The organism is Fulvimonas yonginensis (assembly GCF_037137055.1).
GTDB classification, from domain to species: Bacteria; Pseudomonadota; Gammaproteobacteria; order Xanthomonadales; family Rhodanobacteraceae; genus Frateuria_A; species Frateuria_A yonginensis.
In genome coordinates this window covers 1-18,477 of the sequence record NZ_JBBBNY010000004.1, presented here as the reverse complement: position 1 = coordinate 18,477, position 18,477 = coordinate 1, and the positions used below count along the sequence as shown (strand labels likewise).

Below are 18,477 nucleotides of genomic sequence, written 5' to 3'. Positions count from 1 at the left end.
GTCTTTCATGCAGAAGTTGTTTTGTTGTGTTTCTCGCTGTTTGTTTTTGTGTGTGCGTGGTTCTTGCCCCCCCCCCTGTGCGTGCGCCCACGCCGGGCTGCTGCAACGGGCGCTGGCCTGCACGCTGGACCTGCGCCCGCGCATCGCACCGCGCGAGCCGGCGCTGGAGCGCCTGTGCGCGGACGTCAGGGCAGTCACCGGCGCGCTGGGGTTCGAGTTCGGCTGAGCGGGACGCAGGCGGCCCGGGCGCGGGCTTCAGGCACCACGCATCCGCCGGCGCACCTCGGCCGCGATCGCCGCGGTCTCGCGCAGGGGCGGCTGGCGCGCCGGGGTCTCCGCCGGCAGGTCGTGCAGCAGCCCCGCGTCGCGCAGCGCCCGGTGGAAGCGCGCGAGCCTGCCCGGCAGCGGTCCGGGAGTGAAGGTCTGCACCGGGCAGCCCACCGCGCAGGCCTCCGAGAGCATGTTGACCGAATCCGGCGTCACCACCAGCCGGTTGGCCCAGGCCAGCACGCCGGGGTAGGGGTTGGGGCCGTCGGCGCTGCCGCGCCAGTGCAGGCCCGGGAGGCCGGACAAGCCCCCGCGCAGCGCATCGGCCAGCACGGTGGGCGTGCGGCGGGAGGCCAGCGTGAGCAGGCTGCCGCCGTGGCGACGCTGCAGGTCGCGCAGGCCCTCGACGAAGGCGGACGTCCATCCCGCGTCCAGCGGGACGCCGCGGCGCGGGCCACCCAGCAGCACGCCGATCCGCGGCGCCGGCAGCCCGGCCAGGTGTTGCCACGCTTCCCGCGCATCGTCGAGCCAGTGCTCGTCGATCGGGTTGAGCGAGCCCAGCGGGCTGAGCACGTTGGGCCCGGCCAGGCCGTCGTGGCGCGGCGCGATCACCGTGTCCCAATGCGCCGGATCGATACGCGGGTCGAGGATCTGCACGGTGTGGCAGCGGCCATCCGCGAGCCGGCGCAGCATCCGCGTGAACAGCGCCGCGGTACGGCCGCAACCGACCGCCACGCGCGGCCAGGGCGGCAGCAGGCGCGCACGTTCGATGGCCGGCAGGGCGAACAGCCCGCCGGGCAGCCATCGCGGCGCGAACCAGGCCCAGGGCGCGCGCGGTTCGAGTACCAGGTGGCGCACCGGCAGGCCGAGCCGCTCGGCCAGCGCCAGGGCCTGACGCTGGTTGCCGGCGGCCGCGTCGGTGATCGCCCAGCACTCCTCGCGCGGCGCACTCACGCGACGGGCGTTCCGGCGATTGTTGACGGAATCTGCACGCTCGGTTCCCCGTTCCTGACCGGTTCGCCCGGCACCTTGGCGATACACTAGCGGATCGATCGCGCCGGACGGCGCGCCATCACGCCAGAAGGATACCCATGAGCGAAGTGCTTTCCGAGGCCGCCCTTGACCAGCTGTTCCGCTCGGCGCGCACCTATCGCCGCTCCGCCGAGGCCTGGCTGGACAAGCCGGTGACCGACGAGCAGTTGCACGCGATCTACGACCTGGCCAAGCTGGCACCGACCAGTGCCAACTCCTCGCCGGCGCGTTTCGTGTTCGTGCGCTCGGCCGAGGCCAAGGCCAGGCTCGAGCCGGCGCTGGACCGCGGCAATCGCGCGCAGACCATGGCCGCGCCGGTCACCGTGATCGTCGCCGCCGACCACGCCTTCTACGAGCACCTGCCGCGCCTGTACAAGGAATCCCCCGACGCGATCGAGTGGTTCGCCGGCAAGCCCGCGACGATCGAGGCCACCGCGTTCCGCAATTCCAGCCTGCAGGGTGCCTACCTGATCATGGCCGCCCGCGCGCTCGGCCTGGACTGCGGCCCGATGTCCGGCTTCGACAACGCCATGGTCGACGAGCTGTTCTTCGCCGGCACGCAGATCCGGTCCAACTTCCTGATCAACATCGGCTACGGCAATCCCGCCGTGCTGCGCCCGCGCGAGGAGCGCTTCGCCTTCGCCGAAGCCTGCCGCATCGTCTGACCGTACGACCCCCATCCCGAGGAGCCACGCCATGCGCGTTACGAAGACCCTAGCCTTCGCCGGCCTGTTCGCTGCGGCCGCGGCGGCGCACGCCGCACCGGTCACCTACCGGCTCGATCCCAACCATACGATGGTGCTGTTCAGCTGGAGCCACTTCGGCTTCTCCCATCCCACCGCGGACCTGCACCTGGGACAGGGCACGCTGACCTTCGATCCGCAGCATCCGGAGCAGGCGCGGGTCGAGGTGAGCCTGCCACTGGATGGCCTGGACACGCACGCGCCCGCGCTGGACGAGCACCTGAAGAAGCCCGACTTCTTCGATGCGGCGAGGTATCCGGTGGTGACCTACCGCAGCACCAAGGTCGAGCCGCTGGGCGGCAACCGCTTCCGCGTCACCGGCGACCTCACCGTGCACGGCACGACCCGCCCGGTGGTGCTGGAGGCGACCCTGAACAAGCTCGGCCCGCATCCGATGACCAAGAAGGCCTCGATCGGCTTCGATGCCACCGGCAGCCTGAAGCGCTCGGACTTCGGCGTGTCCATGTACGTGCCGAACGTGAGCGACGAGATCAGCCTGCGCATCACCACCGAAGGCTCCGTCGCGCAGTAGCCGGAGAAAAAGCCCGCGCCGGCCGGCGCGGGCTTCCTGTCGTGACGGGCGGCCGCTTCAGTGGTGCGACACGCCCTCGTCCTTGAGCGATTCCAGCTTCGCCAGGTCCACGCTGGCGACCGCACGCTTGAGGTCCTCGATGCTGCCGGCAGTGCCATGGGCCTTCACGGTGAAGCGCTGGCCGACCACCACGCTGTATTCGCCGCTGCGGGTCTCGTCGTCCCAGGCCTCGTGGGTCAGGCGGCCGTCGGCGGTGTAGGTCTTCTCGTAGCCGTGCGCGGTCGTCTTCTCCTCCTCCGGCGCCATCGCCCCGGCCATCGCCATCAGGCCCTTGGCCGTGCCCATGTCGGCCACCTCCAGCGAGACCGTCCGCCCCTGACCGTCGCCATAGTCGGCGGTGGCCTGGGTGATCTGCATGCCCATCGCACCGGTGCGCTCGGCCGAGCTGCCGGTGCGCTCGAGGCCGAGCACGCTGCCGGGCAGGAAGGCCTTGACCTGCTCGGTGGACAGCGCCTGCACCTGCCCGTCGTTGCCCATCGCCGCGCTCATCATCTTGCCCATGGCGGCCTGCTGCGTGGCGCTGTCGCCGGACTTCTGCGCGGCCTCCATCTCCTTGCTCGCCTGTTCCGCGCGTTCGCCCATCGCGGCCAGCCGTCCCAGTGCGCTATCCGGATCCACCGTCACGCTGCCGTCCGCGCTGCCCACCCGGTTGCCGCTGAGGGCGCCGCCGGTCAGCGCCGCAGTGCCGATGATGCCGGTGACCACGATGGCGACGATCCAGCTCAGCACGATCGCCACGACCACGCTGAGCGCGGTGTAGCCGCCGGCTTTCTCGGGCGGGCACTTCATCGTGTACGGCAACCCCAGGTAAAGCAGGTAGATGGCATAGACGACGCCGGCCAGGCCGATCAGCCAGCCCAGCCACGGGATGATCACGGCGATGCCGGCCACCCAGGCGGCCGTCCACGCGTAGGCCACCGTCTTGAGCGCCTGCACCATGTCCTTCTGGCCGTTGAAGGTGCCGGCCAGGGCATTGATGATCAGCGCCACGACATAGGTCACCGCCAGCGACAAGGCGTAGTGCAGGAGCATGGCGCCGATGCCGGCGCCGACAGGCGTGCGGTAGCTGACGCCAAAGGCGCCGTAGCCGATCAGGCTGCCCTTGATGAAGCCGGCGATCACCGGCAGCGCCGCGATCCACACGATGTAGCCGGTGTACAGGCTGCCGACCGTGGCCGGCTCGGCGGCGGCGACCGGCCACTCGGTCCGGGGCGTGCCAAGGATGGCCTTGACGCGCGCGATGAGCTTTCCGAAGTCCATGATTCTCCCCTCGCAGTGACGTTGCGACGACAGGGCGCCCGGTGCCCGCGTGGCTGTCGGCCTCGCCGGCGCTCCCACGGTCGTCCTCCCTCGGCGCCGCCCGCCCCTCCGGGCCGGCGCCAGTGCGCACAGTTGAGGCCAACCGCCGGCCGATGTCCAGTCGCGGCGCCCGCGCCGCCGGGCCGCCCGGCCGTCGCGCGCCCTGCTACCATGCGCGGTTTCGAAGCCTTCCTGGAGCCTGCCATGTCGCGCCCCCTGTCCGAGGCCGCGCCGATCCCGGCGAATGCCGAAAATCGTTACGAAGTGACGCGCAGGGACCTGCCGCTGTCCTGCCCGATGCCGGCGATGTCGCTCTGGAACTCCCATCCGAAGGTCTACCTGCCCATCGTCGAGGATGGCGGCGAGTCCGTCTGCCCCTACTGTGGCGCGCATTACGTCCTGAAGGACTGAGCCGGAGCGCCGGCGCCGGCCCCGCCGGGGCGGCATTAGGCATGATCGCTGCTTGCTGCGCTGGATGAAGGCCACCCAACAACCCCTCATGTCTGCCGTCGTCCCAACCACCCGGCGTCTGGTCGTCGTCCAGCTGATCCCGGCGCTGCATTCGGGCGGGGCGGAGCGTTCCACGCTGGAAGTGGCGCGGGCGCTGGTGGCGGCGGGCCACCGCTCGATCGTGATCTCCAAGGGCGGCCGCCTGGTGGCGCAGCTGGAGGCGGAGGGAAGCGAGCACGTTACCCTGGATATCGGCGCCAAGTCGCTGCGCACGCTGCTTTGCCTGCCCGCCTTGCGCCGGCGGCTGCGCGAGCTGCGGCCGGACATCGTGCACGCCCGCTCGCGGCTGCCGGCCTGGATGGGCTGGTGGGCGCTGCGCGGCATGCAGCCGCGGCCGCACTTCGTGACGACCGTGCACGGGCTCAACACGCCGGGGCGCTACAGCTCGATCCTGCTGCGCGGCGAGCGCGTGATCGCGGTATCGCAGACCATGCGCGACTACGTGCTGAGCCATTACCCCTGGCTGGATCCGGCACGGGTGCGGGTGATCCCGCGCGGCATCGACCCGGCCGCCTTCCCCTACGGCCACCGTCCCGACGATGCCTGGCAGAAGGCCTTCTTCGCCGAGTTCCCGCAGCTGGCGGGGGCGCCGTTGCTTACCCTGCCGGGGCGCGGCACGCGCCTGAAGGGCCACCACGAGGCGATCGAGCTGATCGCCGAACTCAAGCGCCGCGGCATCGAGGCCCGCCTGCTCCTGCTGGGCGTGATCGAGCCGGGCCGCGAGGCCTACGTCGAGGAGCTGCGGCGGCTGATCCGTGCGCGCGGCATCGAGGCGCAGGTGGTGCTGAGCCCGCCGCGCAACGACGTGCGCGACATCTACGCGGTGTCCACCCTGGTCCTGCAGCTGTCGGCCAAGCCCGAGTCGTTCGGGCGCACCGTGGTCGAGGCGCTGTCGTTGTGCCGGCCCGTGCTGGGTTACGCCCACGGTGGCGTGGGCGAGCTGCTGGCCGAGCTGTACCCGGCCGGCCGCGTACCGCCGGGCGACCGCGAAAAGCTGGTCGAACGCGCCGCCGAGCTGCTGCGCGTGGCGCCGCCGATCCCGATGCTGCAGCGCTATCGCCTGTCGGACATGCAGCAGGCCGTGCTGGCGCTGTACAACGAAGTGGTGGCCTGACCGTTGCGCTCCGGCGGCGAGAGCCCCGGAGCGACACGTTTCATCTGTCGTGGCGGCATGCGACTGGCTCCGGGCCTTGGGCTGCGGCTGCGGCCGTCCCCTACAATCCCCCGATGCCCGTGACCCGCGCCCTCGCCGCCGCCCTGCGTTCCCCGTTGCTGCCGTACTGGCTGGTGGTCGCGTTGCTGCCGGTCGGGCGCACGTCCGAACTGGGCACGGCACTGTGCCTGCTCGGCGTGGTGCTGCTGTTCGTGCGCCATCCCGATGCGTTGCGCGGGCATGCCGGGGCGCGGCTGTTGCTGCTGTTGCTGGCCTGCTACGTCGGTGCGGCGCTGCTCTCGGCACCGGACGCGGTCGCGCCTGGCAAGAGCTGGAGCAGCACGGCCGGCCTGCTGCGCTACGTGCCGCTGGGGCTGTACGCCTGCTTCGCGATCCGTCGCCCGGACCGCATGCGTGCGCTGTACACCGCCGTCGCGCTGCTCATCGCCTTCTGGGTGGCGGACGCGTGGGTGCAGGCACTTACCGGCTGGAGCCTTGGCGGCCACGCGGAGGCGGAGCGCATCTCCGGCATCTTCGGCGCGGACGACCTCAAGCTCGGCCCTACCCTGGCGGTGCTGGCCCCCTTCGCCTTGTGGGCGGCCCGCGAGCGCTGGGGGCGCACCGGCCTGGTGCTGGCGTTCCTGCTGCTGCTCGGGCCGGTGCTGCTGGCCGGTTCGCGCGCCGGCTGGCTGTGCTACGGGCTGGTCGCGCTCGCCTTCGCCTGGCGCGAGGCGGGTGCGCCGCGGCGTTTCGCACTCTGGTGCGGCGCCGGCCTGGCGCTGGCGGCGCTGGCCGCCGGCCTGGCGTGGGAGACGTCCAGCCGATTCCATCAACGGATGGAACGCACGCTCGCGGTCTTCGCTGGCGACGAGCAGGGCCTCGACGAGGCGCTGACCGGCCGTCCGGCGATCTGGCGGGCCAGCGTACGGATGATCGGCGACCATCCCTGGAACGGCGTCGGCGTGCGCGGCTTCCGCTACGCCTATCCGGACTATGCGCCGCCCGACGACCATTTCCTGGTGGCGGAGGCCTGCGGCGTGGGCGAGGGAGCCTGCCATGCGCACCAGCTGGTGCTGGAGGTGCTGACCGAAACGGGCACGATCGGCTTGCTGCTGTGGCTGGCCGCGACCGCACTGGCGGTGCGGGCGTGGCGCCGCGTGGGCGCGGCTGCGCGCGGCCGCGCCTTCCCCGTCACCGTGGCGCTGGGCACCATGCTGTTCCCGCTCAACACCCACCTCGCCTTCTACTCGGCCTGGTGGGGCCTGCTGTTCGCCTGGCTGCTGGGCCTGTGGTGCGCCGCGCTGTACCTGGTGGGGGACGCCGATGCGTGAGCCGCTCTCGGTGGTGGTAACCACCTACAACAGCGCCGGCACGCTCGAAGCCTGCCTCGCCTCGGTCGCCTGGGCCGACGAGATCGTGGTGCTGGACTCGGGCTCCACCGATGCCACCGCGGCGATCGCGCAGCGCTACGGCGCACGCGTGCAGGTGCAGCCCTTCGCCGGCTACAGCGCGCAGAAGCAGGCGGCGATCGACCTGGCCCGGCACCGCTGGGTGCTGCTGCTGGATTCGGACGAGGCCTTGCCGGCGGACGCGGCCGACCCGGTGCGGCGCGCGCTGGAGTCGCCGCCCTGCGCGGGCTTCCAGCTGTGGCGTCGCGAATGGGTGTTCTGGCGCTGGCAGTCGCCGCGCGCGCGCCTCAACCACTACGTGCGCCTGTTCGACCGCGAGCGCGCGCGCATGAGCGGGCACAGCGTGCACGAGTCGGTGCAGGTCGATGGGCCGGTCCGCGTGCTGGACGTGGTGCTGGACCACTATGGGGAACCCGACATCGCCGGGCGCGTGGACAAGGCCAACCGTTATTCCTCGCTGCAGGCGGCCGAGGGCCGGCCACGCCGCCAGGCCTGGCTGGGCTGGCGCATGGTCGCCTATCCGAGCGTGGCATTCCTGCGCTACTACCTGCTGCGCGGGCACTGGCGCGCGGGCTGGGCCGGCTTCATCGCCGCCCGCGTGCACGCCTTCTATGCCTTCCTCAAGTACGCCAAGCTGCACGAGGCGCGCATGCGAGGCCGCGCCGGCGGCCGTTGACCCGGCGGCCGGGCGCGTGGCTCAGCGCTTGCGCGCATAGGGGTCGGGCTGGCCCGGGGGGCGCGTCTTGAAGCGCTTGTGCACCCACAGGTACTGCTCCGGCGCAGCCCGCACCATCTGCTCGATGCTCGCGTTGACCTGCGCGGTATCGGCGGCCGCGTCGCCGCCCAGCGGCAGCGGTGCGCCCAGCCGCATGGCGTAGCCGCCTTCGGGCAGGCGCCGGTGGAAGAACGGGATCACCTGCGCCTGGCCCATCCGGGCCAGGTGGTGGGTGGCGGTGATGGTGGCGGCCGGCACGCCGAAGAACGGCACGAACACGCTGTCCTTGCTGCGCATGTCCTGGTCGGGCGCGTACCACAGCGTGCCGCCGCCGCGCAGGTACTTCACCGTGCCGCGGATGTCGTCCTTGTCGAACATCGCCGCGGCGTAGCGCAGCCGGGCGCGCAGCACGGCCCACTCGAACACCGGCGAGTCCATGCGCCGGTACATGCCGGCGATCGGGATGCGCCGCGCAAGCAGGCGTGCGCACAATTCCAGATGCGAGAAATGACCGCCGACCAGCAGTACGCCCTGTCGGTTCGCGCGTGCCGCCTGCAGGTGCTCGAGCCCTTCGATGCGCATGGGGATCCGCGCGATGGCGCGGTCCGAGCCCATCCAGCCCAGCGCGAACTCGACCAGCATCAGGCCGATGTCGGTGAGGTGGGCATCGACCAGCGCGGCCTGCGCGCGCGCGTCGAGCTCGGGGAAGCACAGCGCGACGTTGGTCTCGGCGATCGGCCGCCGCCGCGAGGGCACGTTGCGGATCAGCGCCCCGAGCGCGCCGCCGAGCCGCAGCAGCAGCGGGTAGGGCAGGCGCGCGATCAGCCAGATCACGCCGACGCCCAGCCAGGCGGGCCAGTGGCGCGGTGCGAGCAGGGACGGGTCGAAGGAGGGACGGGGCATGCCGGGCATCCGTGCGATTGTAGGGGAAGCGCGTGCGCAAGCCGCTCCCCCGGGCGAGTCGGCGGGCGGTCCGGCGACCGCGCCGCCTATAATCGCGGCCACTCCCACCGGCTGGCCTTCCGTTGCGCTACCTCTATACCTTCGTCATGTACCTGGCGACGCCGCTGATCGTGCTGCGGCTGCTCGCGCGCGGCGTGCGCTACGGCAACTACCACCGGCGCTGGCCGGAGCGTTTCGGCCTGTTCCCGCGGCCGGACTTCAGCGGCAGCCTGTGGGTGCACGCGGTGTCGGTCGGCGAGGTCAACGCGGCCGAACCGCTGATCAAGGCGCTCAAGCGTGATTATCCGCACGCGCCGCTGGTGGTCACCACGGTCACCCCGACCGGTTCGGCGCGCGTGCACCAGCTGTTCGGCGACGGCGTGTTCCACGTCTACCTGCCCTACGACCTGCCGTTCGCGGTGCATCGTTTCCTCAAGCGGATCCGGCCGCGCCTGGCGTTGATCGTCGAAACCGAGATCTGGCCCAACCTGTATTTCGCCTGTCGGCGGCGTGGGGTGCCGCTGATGATCGTCAACGCGCGCCTGTCCGAGCGCTCGATGCGCGGCTACCGGCCGATGCGGTCGCTGGTGCGTTCGGCGCTGCGCACGGTGCGCCAGATCGCGGCGCAGTCGCGCACGGACGCGGCGCGCTACCGCCTGCTCGGCGCCGAGCCTTCGCAGCTGGTGGTCAGCGGCAACCTGAAGTTCGACATGCCGGTGCCTGAAGGCGCGGTGGACGCCGGCGCCGCGCTGCGCCGGCAGTGGGGGCCGCGCCGTCCGGTCTGGATCGCGGCCAGCACCCACGAAGGCGAAGAGCTGGCGGTGCTGGAGGCGCACCTGGACGTGCTGCGGCGCCTGCCCGATGCGCTGCTGCTGATCGCACCGCGGCACCCGGAGCGCTTCAAGCTGGTCGAGCAGTCGGCGCGCAGCCTGGGCTTCACCGTCGCCACCCGCAGCGCGAACCGCGTGCCGGGCGCGCACCAGGTGTTCGTGATCGACGCGATGGGCGAACTGATGCCCTTCTACGCGGCCTCGGACCTGGCCTTCGTCGGCGGCAGCCTGGTGCCGATCGGCGGGCACAACGTGCTGGAGCCGGCGGCGCTCGAGCGGCCGGTGCTGGTCGGCCCGCACACCTTCAATTTCGAGGAGATCACGCTCACCCTGATCCGCGAGGGCGGCGCCCGTCGCGTGCCGCACGCCGAGGAACTGGGACACGCCGTGCTGGACCTGCTGCGCGACGCGCGCCTGCGCGAGCGCATGGGCCGCGGTGCGCGGCACGTGTTCGACAGCGAGCGCGGGGCGGTCGGCCGGGTGATGGAGCTGGTGGACCGGGTGCTGGGCGAATGACCGCCCTGCAGAACGGCAGGAGCGAGCCTGCTCGCGGTGCTGTTCCTGCCCGGCCGGTGGTCGAGCAAGCGTACCGCGAGCAAGCTCGCTCCTACGGGTGCGTCACTCGAGCAGGGCGTTGACCGCCTCGATGTCCTTCACGTCGATGGTGCCGGCGGCCTGCTTGAGCTGCAGCTGGTCCAGGATCAGCGCGTGGCGCGACTGCGAGTAGCTGCTCTCGGCCTGGGTCAGGGTCTGGATCGCGTTGAGCACGTTGAGCATGGTCTGCGTGCCCACGTCGAAGCCGGCGCGGGTCGCCTCCAGCGCCTTCTGGCCCGATTCCACCGAGGCCTTGTTGGCCTCGACCTGGCTGATGCCGGCGATCACCGAGCGGTAGAAGTTCAGCGTGTCGCGGGTGACCTGGCGGCGCTGCGCCTCCAGCGCATCCTCGGCGGCGTCGCGCTCGTAGATGGACTTGCGCACCTGCGACTGGGTCGCGCCGCCGGAGAACAGCGGCACGGTCAGGGTCAGGCCCACCGTGGTGCCGTAGCGGCCGTTGCGGTCGGCGAAGGCGCCGCCGACGTTCTCCAGCCAGCTGGAGGAGGTGCCGCGGCTGACCGAGGCGTTGATGGTCGGCAGGTGGCCGGCGCGCGCGGCGTTCACCGTGTGCGAGGCGGCTTCCACGCTGTACTGCTGGGCGATCACGTTCGGGTTGGTCTTGAGCGCTTCCTGCACCCAGGCGTTCGGATCGGCCGGCTTGGGCGGCACCATCGGCAGGTCGTCGCGCAGCTTCTTCAGCTCGCCGACCGGCTTGCCGGTGATCTGCGCCAGCGCCTCGCGCGCGTCGTTCAGCGCGTTCTGCGCGGCGACCGTCTGCGCCTTGGCCAGCTCGTAGTAGGACTTGGCCTGGTACACGTCGGTCACCGCCGACAGGCCCACGTTGAAGCGCTGCTCGGCCTGCTCGTAGGACTGGCGGAAGGCGTCCTCGTTGGCCTTGGCGTAGGCCAGCTCGTCCTGGCTGGTGAGCACGCCGAAGTAGGCGGCGGTGACGCGCACGAACAGTTCCTGCAGGGCGGCCTGGTACTGCGCATCCTGCGCGTCGGCCTGCGAGCGCGCGGCGTGCAGGTCCGCGATCTTGCTGAGGTCGAGTACGGTCTGGCTCAGTTCCAGCGCCTCGGTGCGGGTGCGCTGGTGGCCGCCGTTGAGCGGTGCGCCGCCTTCCGTGATCGACGCGGCATCCGCGCCGCTGGCCTGGGTGAGGGTGGCGCGTCCGGAGAGCTGCGGCAGCAGCAGGGCGCGGGCCTGGTTGACGTTCTCGCCCACGGACAGGCGGGTCGCCTCGGCCTGCGACAGCACCGGATCGTTGGCGCGCGCTTGGCGGTAGGCATCCATCAGGTCCTCGCCGTGACCGGGCAGCGAGATCGCCGACAGGGCCAGGGCCAGGGTCAGAAGCTTCAAGCGCATCGGGGGTGCCTCATGCAATCGATGGGAAATCAAAAGACGAAACGACGCGGCGGCTCGGCGCCGGCGAGGTAGGGCAGATCGGTCTCGAACAGGTAGGTCTCGCGGTAGCCGCCGGCGCCGGTCTGGGTCAGCAGCACCGCCTGCTGCGCGGGCGATTCGCCGCGGATCGCCAGCAGCCGCCCGCCCGGCTTGAGCCAGCCGAGGAAACGCGGGGGGATCTGCCAGACCGCCCCGGTCACCACGATGGCGTCGAACTTTTCCTGCGGCTGCCAGCCGTGCACTGCGTCGCCGGTGAGCAGCTCCACGTTGGCGACGCCGGCGCTGGCCAGGCGCGCCTGCGCGGCGGCGGTGAACTCAGCTTGCACGTCGACGCTGGTCACCCGAGCGGCCAGCCGCGCCATGCAGGCGGTGAGGAAGCCCGAGCCGGTGCCGATTTCGAGCACGGCCTCGCCCGGCTGCAGGTTCAGCGCCTGCAGCACGCGGCCCTCGATCACCGGCTTCATCATCACCTGGCCATGGCCCAGCGGCAGGCAGAGGTCGGCGAAGGCCAGCTGGCGGTGCTGCGGCGGCACGAAATCCTCGCGGCGCACCTGCGCCAGCGCATCGAGCACGCGCACGTCGAGCACGTCCCAGGGTCGTACCTGGTTCTCGACCATGTTCTGCCGTGCCTGTTCGAAATTCATCGCCATGGTCTAACGTCCGCAAGAATCAAAAAGATCAAAAGGATAAGCGTTCGAAGGCCGTCGCGACAATTGTCGTTAGCCTGCGGCCTCTGCGACGGCACCCGAAGTGCCGGAAGTCACCGCGGCCGGTTGACGGAAGTCATGCCTGGCGCGGTGTCCGCGGACACCACCGCACTAGGCGTGGCGGATCCTGGGCGTCGTGGCGGGCAGCAGGGGACGCGCGGAGCGCGGCAGCGTGGCGCGCGCCGCCTCCACCGCGCGGGAAAGCGCCGCGTCGAGCCGACGGATGCGCGTGCCGAGGTCGACCCGGCGGTACTCCGCCGCCACGCACAGCCACGCCAGCCAGCGCGCGAAGCGGTGGCGCTCGACCGGATCGAGCGCGGCCAGCGCGGCTCGCACGCGCACCGCATGCAGGCGCGCGCTCGCCTGGCCCTGTTCCAGCCAGGCGCCCAGCAGGCGCTGGGCATGGCGGTAAACTGGGCTCAAGGAGAGCTGCGGCAGGATCGATGACATGGTCGCGTCCAAGGGAACTGGAAATTAATAAACTGAACCGTATAATAAAGTTGTTTTCCTTTCCTGTGAAGTTGTTCGTACCCAAGGTATGCCCATGAACTGTCCCGCCCATGCCAAGACTCCCGGTCCCGGCCGTCCCAAGGACATGGAGAAGCGTGCGGCGATCCTGGAAGCTGCCAAGGGCCTTTTCATCCGCAATGCCTTCGCCGGCACCAGCATGGACGCAGTCGCGGCCGAAGCGGGCGTGTCCAAGCTCACCGTCTACAGCCACTTCGGCGACAAGGACAACCTGTTCCGCGAGGTCATCCGCGCGCGCATCCAGGACCTGCTGCCGGAGGAGACCTACCACTTCGATCCCCGCGAGGACATCGCCGACACGCTGCTGCGCGTGGCGCTGACGCATGCCCGCCTCGATTGCAACGCCGAGACCGTGGGCACCTTCCGCGCGATCCTGTCCGATTGCCGCCAGGGCAATCCCCGCTACGGCCGGCTGATGTGGGAGGAAGGCGCCACGCGCACGCATGGCTTGATGGAACGCCTGCTGCAGCAGGCGGTTGACGCGGGCAAGCTGGAGATCGACGACGTGCCGCGGGCCAGCGTGCAGTTCCTCACCCTGATCAAGGGCAACCTGATGATGCGGCAGATGTTCGGCTGCTGCGAATGCCCGGAGAGCTACGCCGAGGAGATCGAGGCGACCGCGCGGGCCGGGGTGAAGATGTTCCTGCGCGCCTACCTGCCGCGCTGAGGCGTCCGCTTCACCGGCGTTTCGCGCCGGCGCCACTAGCCTGTCCCGGATATCCGCCATCCGAGGGACAGCCATGGCCAGCAAGCCGTTCCTGACCGACATCGAAGCCATCCGCAGGCGCGCCCGCGAGCACCTCGACCAGGGCGCCATCACCGCCGGCTACAGCGCCGATCGGGAGACGGTGATCAAGCTGCTCAACGAGGCGCTGGCCACCGAGATCGTCTGCACGCTGCGCTACAAGTACCACTACTTCATGGCGCAGGGCATCCACTCGCAGGCGGTCAAGGCCGAGTTCCTCGAGCACGCGCAGCAGGAACAGGAACACGCCGACCGCATCGCCGAACGCATCACGCAACTCGACGGCAAGCCCAACTTCAACCCCGACGGACTGCTCAGCCGCGCGCACGCGGACTACGCCGAGGGTGCCGACCTGGTCGAGATGATCAGGGAGGACCTGGTCGCCGAACGCATCGCCATCGACACCTATCGCGCGATCGTCGAATACATCGGCACCGACGACCCGACCACCCGCCGCATCATGGAAGAGGTGCTGGCGCAGGAGGAGGAGCACGCCGAGGACATGGCCAGCCTGCTGGTCCAGCTCGGCCAGGCCGAAACCGCCCGCCCGGCGCAGCCCGCGCAGGGCGCGCCGGCGAGCCAGCCGAACCCCGGGTCCGGCTGGCAGCACTGAGCCCCCGCTACCAGCCGGCGAGCACCAGCTTGCCGATGCTGCGGCCGGACTCGATGCGACGGTGCGCCTCGCGAAGGTTGGCCGCGTCGATCGGCCCGAGCGTCTCGCGCGCGATCCCGCGCAGCTCGCCCGCATCGATCAGCGCCGCCACGCGGGCGAGGATGCGGCCCTGTTCGGCCAGATCCGCCGTGCCGGCGCGCGAGCGGGTGAACATCGACTCCCAGTGGATCCCGATCGACTTGGCCTTGTACGCGCCGCCGATCGGCAACGGCCCCCGCGGTTCGACGATCAGGCCGACGTGCCCCTGCGGCGCGAGCAGTTGGCCCAGCGTCTCCCAGTAGCGATCCGTATCGGCCAGGTTGGCTGCGGCGTCGACCTGCGCGAGCCCGAGCGCGGCCAGCTGCGGGGCAAGCGGCTGGCGGTGGTCGATCACCTCGATGGCGCCGAGCTGGCGGCACCAGGCGGCGGTCTCCGGCCGCGAGGCGGTGGCGATCACCCGGAAGCCGGCGCGGCGCGCGAACTGGATCGCCATCGAGCCCACGCCGCCAGCGCCGCCGATCACCAGCAGCGTGCGGCCCTCGCCGCCGTGCTCGCTGTCGAAAGGCATGCGCTGGAACAGGAGTTCCCAGGCGGTCAGCGACACCAGCGGCAGCGCCGCCGCCTGGGCGGCGTCGAGTGTCCGTGGCGCCAGGGCGACCAGGCGCGCATCCACCGCCTGCAACTGCGCGTGGCTGCCGGGGCGGGTGACGTCGCCGGCGTAGTAGACGCGGTCGCCCGGTGCGAAGCCCTGCACGGCGGCACCGACCGCCTCGACCGCGCCGGCCGCGTCGAAGCCGAGCACGCGCGGTGCGGCGGCGGATGCCCGCAGCTTGGTGTCGACGGGATTGACCGACACGGCGTCCACGCGCACCAGCAGGTCGTGGTCGCCCGGCACGGGCGCGGGCAGTTCCGCGTCCACGAGTGCGTCGGCGGCGTCGATCGGCAGCGGGTGGGCGAGCACGGCTTTCATGCGGCGCCTCCTGCGGTGGGAAGCACGGCGGGCACCGGCGGCGGATTGCGCTCGGCGAACATGCCGTTCCAGTACGGGTAGTAGGGATAGGGCGGCATCACCGCGCTGGCGGCATCGAGGCGGGCCATCTGATGAGCGTCGAGCGACCAGCCGATGGCGCCTAGGTTGTCGCGCAGCTGCGCCTCGTTGCGCGCACCGATCAGCACGGTGGACACGGTCGGGCGCTGCAGCAGCCAGCGGATCGCGACCTGCGGCACGCTGCGGCCGGTCTCGGCGGCGACCGCATCGAGCGCGTCGACCACGCGGTAGAGGCGTTCCTCGTCCACCGGCGGCGCGTACTGCGCGGTGTCGTGCAGGCGGCTGCCGGAGGGCAGCGGTTGGCCGCGCCGGATGCGGCCGGTCAGGCGGCCCCATCCCAGCGGGCTCCACACCACCGCGCCCAGGCCCTGGTCCAGGCCCAGCGGCATCAGCTCCCACTCGTAGTCGCGGCCGATCAGCGAGTAGTACACCTGGTTCGCCACGAAGTGCGTCCGACCATGCCGGTCCGCGGCCGCCTGCGACTTCATCAGCTGCCAGCCGGAGAAGTTGGAAGCGCCGAGGTAGCGCACCTTGCCCGCGCGTACCAGGTCGTCGAGCGCGGCCATCACGCTCTCCACCGGCGTCATCGCGTCGAAGTGATGCAGCTGCAGCAGGTCGATGTAGTCGGTGCCCAGGCGCCTGAGCGCGCGCTCCACCCCGCCGATCAGGTGAGGGCGCGAGGCGCCGATGTCGTTCGGCCCCTCGCCGGCGCGCAGGGTGAGCTTGGTGGAGAGGATCGCCCGATCGCGCCTGCCCTTCAGCGCGGCGCCGAGGATCTCCTCCGAGGCGCCGTCGGAATAGACGTCCGCCGTGTCGAACAGGCTGGCGCCGGCCTCCAGGCAGATGTCGACCAGGCGGCGGGCCTCGGCCGTGTCGGTGGCGCCCCAGGCGGCGAATAGCGGGCCCTTGCCGCCGAAGGTGCCGGCGCCGAAGCCGAGCGCGGGCACCTTGAAGCCGGAGGCGCCGAGAAAGCGGTATTCCATGGGATGTTTCCTTGAGTGGGGGGAGGATCAGCGCTCGCAGGCGGCGAGTCGCACCGGCGCGGGACGGGCGGCCCGCAGGCCGGCCAGCGCCACCGCGGCGCCGCCGAGGGTGACCAGCGCGCCGGCGAACGGCACCGCGGCCAGGCCCGTGCCGTGCTCGATCACCACGCCGCCCAGCCAGGCGCCGAAGGCGTTGCCGAGATTGAACGCACCGATGTTCAGGCTGGAGGCGAGGTTGGGCGCGCCGGCCGCCTCGTGCAGCACCCACAGCTGCAACGGCGCCACGGTGGCGAAGGCGGCGATGCCGAACAGGCCCATCGCCAGCAGCGCCGGCAGCCGCGCGTGCAGCGCCAGGCCGGTGAACGCGAGCACCGCCGCGAGCGCCAGCAGCGTGCCGACCAGCGCCGCGCCCAGGCGACGGTCGGCCAGGCGCCCGCCGAGCAGGTTGCCGACGATCAGCCCCATGCCGAGCAGCAGCAGGATCGGCGGGACCGCCCGGTCAGGGAAGCCGGCCATGCGGGTGAGCAGGGGCTGCACGTAGGTGAAAACGGTGAACACGCCGCCGAAGCCCAGCACGGTCGTGGCCAGGCCCAGCAGCACGGAGGGCTGGGCGATCGCGCGCAGCTCCGCGCGCAGCGGGGGCGTCGCGTGCCGCCCGTGGTCCGCCGGCACTCGCGCCGCGATCACCGCCAGGGCGACCACGCCGACGGCGGCGACCGCCCAGAACGTGGCGCGCCAGCCGGCCAGGTGGCCGAGCCAGGTGCCGGCCGGAACCCCCAGCAGGGTGGCCAGCGTCAGGCCGGTGAACATCAGCGATATCGCCGAGGCGCGCCGCTCCGCCACGACCAGCCCGGTGGCGACCACCGAGCCGACGCCGAAGAAGGTGCCGTGCGCCAGCGAGGTGACCACCCGCGCCGCCATCAGCGTGGCGTAGCTGGGCGCCAGTGCGCAGGCCAGGTTACCCAGGGTGAAGATCGCCATCAGCCCGAGCAGCACGGCCTTGCGCGACAGCCGCCCGGTCGCGGCGGTGAGCAACGGGGCGCCGACGAACACGCCCAGCGCGTAGCCGGAAATCAGCAGGCCGGCCGCCGCGACGCCGACGTGGAGATCGCGCGCCACCTGCAGCAGCAGGCCCATGATCACGAATTCGGTGGTGCCGATGCCGAAGGCGCCGGCGGCCAGCGCATACAGCGCCGGCGGGGTTCGGGAAGCAGCGCTCATGACGGAACTCCGTGGGGAGCGCGCAGGCTAGTCGCTTGCACTTTCAGCAAAAACCGCCAGGATAACGAATCGCTTTCAACGAAAAGTTGATAATGATGGACCGCCTGGATGACCTCGCCCTGTTCCTGCGCGTGCTCGACCAGGGCTCGATCAGCGCCGCGGCGCGCAGCCTGGACCTGTCGGTGGCGGTGGCCAGCCAGCGCCTGAAGCGGCTGGAGCGCACGCTCGGCGTGCGGCTGCTGCAGCGGACCACCCGCCGCCTGCATCCGACCCCCGAGGGCATGGCGCTGGCCGAACAGGGCCGCCCGCTGGTGGAGGACCTGGAGGCGCTCACCTCGGGCCTGCGCCAGAGCGCCACCGAGGTCTCCGGCACCTTGCGGGTGACCCTGTCGGCCTCGTTCGGCCGCCAGTACATCTCGCCACTGCTGCCCGAATTCCTCGAGCGCCATCCACGCGTGCGGCTGAGCGTGCATCTAAGCGACGAGATGCTGGACCTGGTCAGCGCCGGCTTCGACCTGGCCATTCGCATCGGCGCACTGGTCGACTCCAGCCTGGTCGCGCGCAAGCTCGCGGTGAACCGGCGCGTGCTGTGCGCCGCGCCGTCCTACCTGCGCCGGTACGGTCATCCGCGCACACCGGAAGACCTCGCCGCGCACGAGTGCCTGGTGCTGGTCGGCAGCGGCGGGCGGCAGGACGTGTGGCGCCTGACCGACGCCCACGGCCGCGAACACGCGGTGAAGGTGGGCGGCCGCTTCGAGACCACGCTGGGCGAGGTGATCCGCGACGCCTCGCTGGCCGGTCTGGGCATCTCCCACCACTCGCTGTGGCACGTGCAGGACGATCTGTGTGCGGGCCGGCTGGTCCGGGTGCTGCCCGCCTACCCGATCGCCGATACCGGCATCTACGCGCTGATGCCGCAGCGGCGGCTGGTACCCCCGCGGGTGCGTGCGTTCGTCGATTTCCTCGCCGAGCGCTTCGGCGAGGTGCCGCCGTGGGAGCGGGCGCGGAAGGCCACACCCACACCCGCAAGGCGCCCCCAGCACCTAACCAACACATAGCTTCCAACACCGTGAACCTGTACCCATACATCCCGTAGATCGCGT

20 protein-coding genes are annotated in these 18,477 nt (G+C 71.4%); 11 read left to right on the top strand and 9 right to left on the bottom strand.

The window, feature by feature from the left end; translation table 11 throughout:
* Positions 1-226: hypothetical protein (locus tag WAT24_RS07710; RefSeq protein WP_336807263.1), on the top strand; the 226-nt coding region annotated here is incomplete at its 5' end.
* A 29-nt stretch (positions 227-255) separates the two neighbouring features.
* Here the strand turns inward: WAT24_RS07710 and WAT24_RS07705 are convergent.
* Positions 256-1,221 (bottom strand): mitochondrial fission ELM1 family protein, encoded by a 966-nt coding sequence (locus tag WAT24_RS07705; protein ID WP_336807262.1) that lies wholly within the window; start codon positions 1,219-1,221, stop codon positions 256-258.
* A 137-nt stretch (positions 1,222-1,358) separates the two neighbouring features.
* Here WAT24_RS07705 and WAT24_RS07700 point away from each other — a divergent pair, with 137 nt between their 5' ends.
* A complete protein-coding gene (locus tag WAT24_RS07700; protein ID WP_336807261.1) occupies positions 1,359-1,964 on the top strand; it encodes a malonic semialdehyde reductase in 606 nt (201 codons plus the stop codon).
* Between the two features lie 31 nt (positions 1,965-1,995).
* The gene (locus WAT24_RS07695; RefSeq protein ID WP_336807260.1) at positions 1,996-2,574 is read left to right on the top strand and encodes a YceI family protein; all 579 of its coding nucleotides are present in this window, start codon (positions 1,996-1,998) and stop codon (positions 2,572-2,574) included.
* A gap of 57 nt (positions 2,575-2,631) precedes the next feature.
* Here WAT24_RS07695 and WAT24_RS07690 read toward each other — a convergent pair whose 3' ends face one another.
* On the bottom strand, positions 2,632-3,894 hold the full coding sequence (locus tag WAT24_RS07690; protein WP_336807259.1) for a Yip1 family protein: 1,263 nt from the start codon (positions 3,892-3,894) through the stop codon (positions 2,632-2,634).
* Positions 3,895-4,137: 243 nt separating this feature from the next.
* Here WAT24_RS07690 and WAT24_RS07685 point away from each other — a divergent pair, with 243 nt between their 5' ends.
* From WAT24_RS07685 to WAT24_RS07670, 4 genes are all read left to right on the top strand, one after another.
* Positions 4,138-4,344, top strand: a complete 207-nt coding sequence (locus WAT24_RS07685; protein WP_336807258.1) for a zinc-finger domain-containing protein — start codon at positions 4,138-4,140, stop codon at positions 4,342-4,344.
* Positions 4,345-4,432: 88 nt separating this feature from the next.
* On the top strand, positions 4,433-5,557 hold the full coding sequence (locus WAT24_RS07680; RefSeq protein ID WP_336807257.1) for a glycosyltransferase: 1,125 nt from the start codon (positions 4,433-4,435) through the stop codon (positions 5,555-5,557).
* A gap of 113 nt (positions 5,558-5,670) precedes the next feature.
* Positions 5,671-6,927 (top strand): O-antigen ligase family protein, encoded by a 1,257-nt coding sequence (locus WAT24_RS07675; protein WP_336807256.1) that lies wholly within the window; start codon positions 5,671-5,673, stop codon positions 6,925-6,927.
* The gene (locus WAT24_RS07670; protein ID WP_336807255.1) at positions 6,920-7,681 is read left to right on the top strand and encodes a glycosyltransferase family 2 protein; all 762 of its coding nucleotides are present in this window, start codon (positions 6,920-6,922) and stop codon (positions 7,679-7,681) included. Before WAT24_RS07675 ends, WAT24_RS07670 begins: the two co-directional genes overlap by 8 nt.
* A gap of 21 nt (positions 7,682-7,702) precedes the next feature.
* On the opposite strand, the gene lpxL is transcribed toward WAT24_RS07670, so the two are convergent.
* Positions 7,703-8,623 (bottom strand): LpxL/LpxP family Kdo(2)-lipid IV(A) lauroyl/palmitoleoyl acyltransferase, encoded by a 921-nt coding sequence (lpxL, locus tag WAT24_RS07665; RefSeq protein ID WP_336807254.1) that lies wholly within the window; start codon positions 8,621-8,623, stop codon positions 7,703-7,705.
* A 122-nt stretch (positions 8,624-8,745) separates the two neighbouring features.
* On the opposite strand from lpxL, the gene waaA reads away from it, so the two are divergent.
* Positions 8,746-10,008 carry a lipid IV(A) 3-deoxy-D-manno-octulosonic acid transferase gene (waaA, locus tag WAT24_RS07660; protein ID WP_336807253.1) on the top strand — a complete coding sequence of 421 codons (1,263 nt, stop codon included), beginning with the start codon at positions 8,746-8,748 and terminating at the stop codon, positions 10,006-10,008.
* Between the two features lie 102 nt (positions 10,009-10,110).
* Here the strand turns inward: waaA and WAT24_RS07655 are convergent, their stop codons facing one another.
* The 3 genes from WAT24_RS07655 to WAT24_RS07645 form a co-directional block, all read right to left on the bottom strand.
* On the bottom strand, positions 10,111-11,451 hold the full coding sequence (locus tag WAT24_RS07655) for a TolC family outer membrane protein (RefSeq protein WP_336807252.1): 1,341 nt from the start codon (positions 11,449-11,451) through the stop codon (positions 10,111-10,113).
* A gap of 29 nt (positions 11,452-11,480) precedes the next feature.
* Positions 11,481-12,140 carry a protein-L-isoaspartate O-methyltransferase family protein gene (locus tag WAT24_RS07650; protein ID WP_336807251.1) on the bottom strand — a complete coding sequence of 220 codons (660 nt, stop codon included), beginning with the start codon at positions 12,138-12,140 and terminating at the stop codon, positions 11,481-11,483.
* Between the two features lie 168 nt (positions 12,141-12,308).
* Entirely contained in the window at positions 12,309-12,647 is a 339-nt protein-coding gene (locus WAT24_RS07645; protein ID WP_336807250.1) for a hypothetical protein, read from the bottom strand.
* A 94-nt stretch (positions 12,648-12,741) separates the two neighbouring features.
* Here WAT24_RS07645 and WAT24_RS07640 point away from each other — a divergent pair, with 94 nt between their 5' ends.
* Together WAT24_RS07640 and WAT24_RS07635 are read left to right on the top strand one after the other, a co-directional pair.
* A complete protein-coding gene (locus WAT24_RS07640; protein WP_336807249.1) occupies positions 12,742-13,392 on the top strand; it encodes a TetR/AcrR family transcriptional regulator in 651 nt (216 codons plus the stop codon).
* A 73-nt stretch (positions 13,393-13,465) separates the two neighbouring features.
* The gene (locus WAT24_RS07635; protein ID WP_336807248.1) at positions 13,466-14,083 is read left to right on the top strand and encodes a ferritin-like domain-containing protein; all 618 of its coding nucleotides are present in this window, start codon (positions 13,466-13,468) and stop codon (positions 14,081-14,083) included.
* A 7-nt stretch (positions 14,084-14,090) separates the two neighbouring features.
* Here WAT24_RS07635 and WAT24_RS07630 read toward each other — a convergent pair whose 3' ends face one another.
* Genes WAT24_RS07630 through WAT24_RS07620 form a run of 3 tightly spaced genes read right to left on the bottom strand, consistent with a single transcriptional unit; the run spans position 14,091 to position 17,374 of the window.
* On the bottom strand, positions 14,091-15,092 hold the full coding sequence (locus WAT24_RS07630) for a zinc-binding alcohol dehydrogenase family protein (RefSeq protein ID WP_336807246.1): 1,002 nt from the start codon (positions 15,090-15,092) through the stop codon (positions 14,091-14,093).
* Positions 15,089-16,153 carry an aldo/keto reductase gene (locus tag WAT24_RS07625; protein ID WP_336807245.1) on the bottom strand — a complete coding sequence of 355 codons (1,065 nt, stop codon included), beginning with the start codon at positions 16,151-16,153 and terminating at the stop codon, positions 15,089-15,091. Before WAT24_RS07625 ends, WAT24_RS07630 begins: the two co-directional genes overlap by 4 nt.
* Before the next feature lie 27 nt (positions 16,154-16,180).
* The gene (locus WAT24_RS07620; RefSeq protein WP_336807244.1) at positions 16,181-17,374 is read right to left on the bottom strand and encodes an MFS transporter; all 1,194 of its coding nucleotides are present in this window, start codon (positions 17,372-17,374) and stop codon (positions 16,181-16,183) included.
* Positions 17,375-17,469: 95 nt separating this feature from the next.
* Here WAT24_RS07620 and WAT24_RS07615 point away from each other — a divergent pair, with 95 nt between their 5' ends.
* Positions 17,470-18,432, top strand: a complete 963-nt coding sequence (locus tag WAT24_RS07615) for a LysR family transcriptional regulator (RefSeq protein WP_336807509.1) — start codon at positions 17,470-17,472, stop codon at positions 18,430-18,432.
* Positions 18,433-18,477 lie beyond the last annotated feature (45 nt).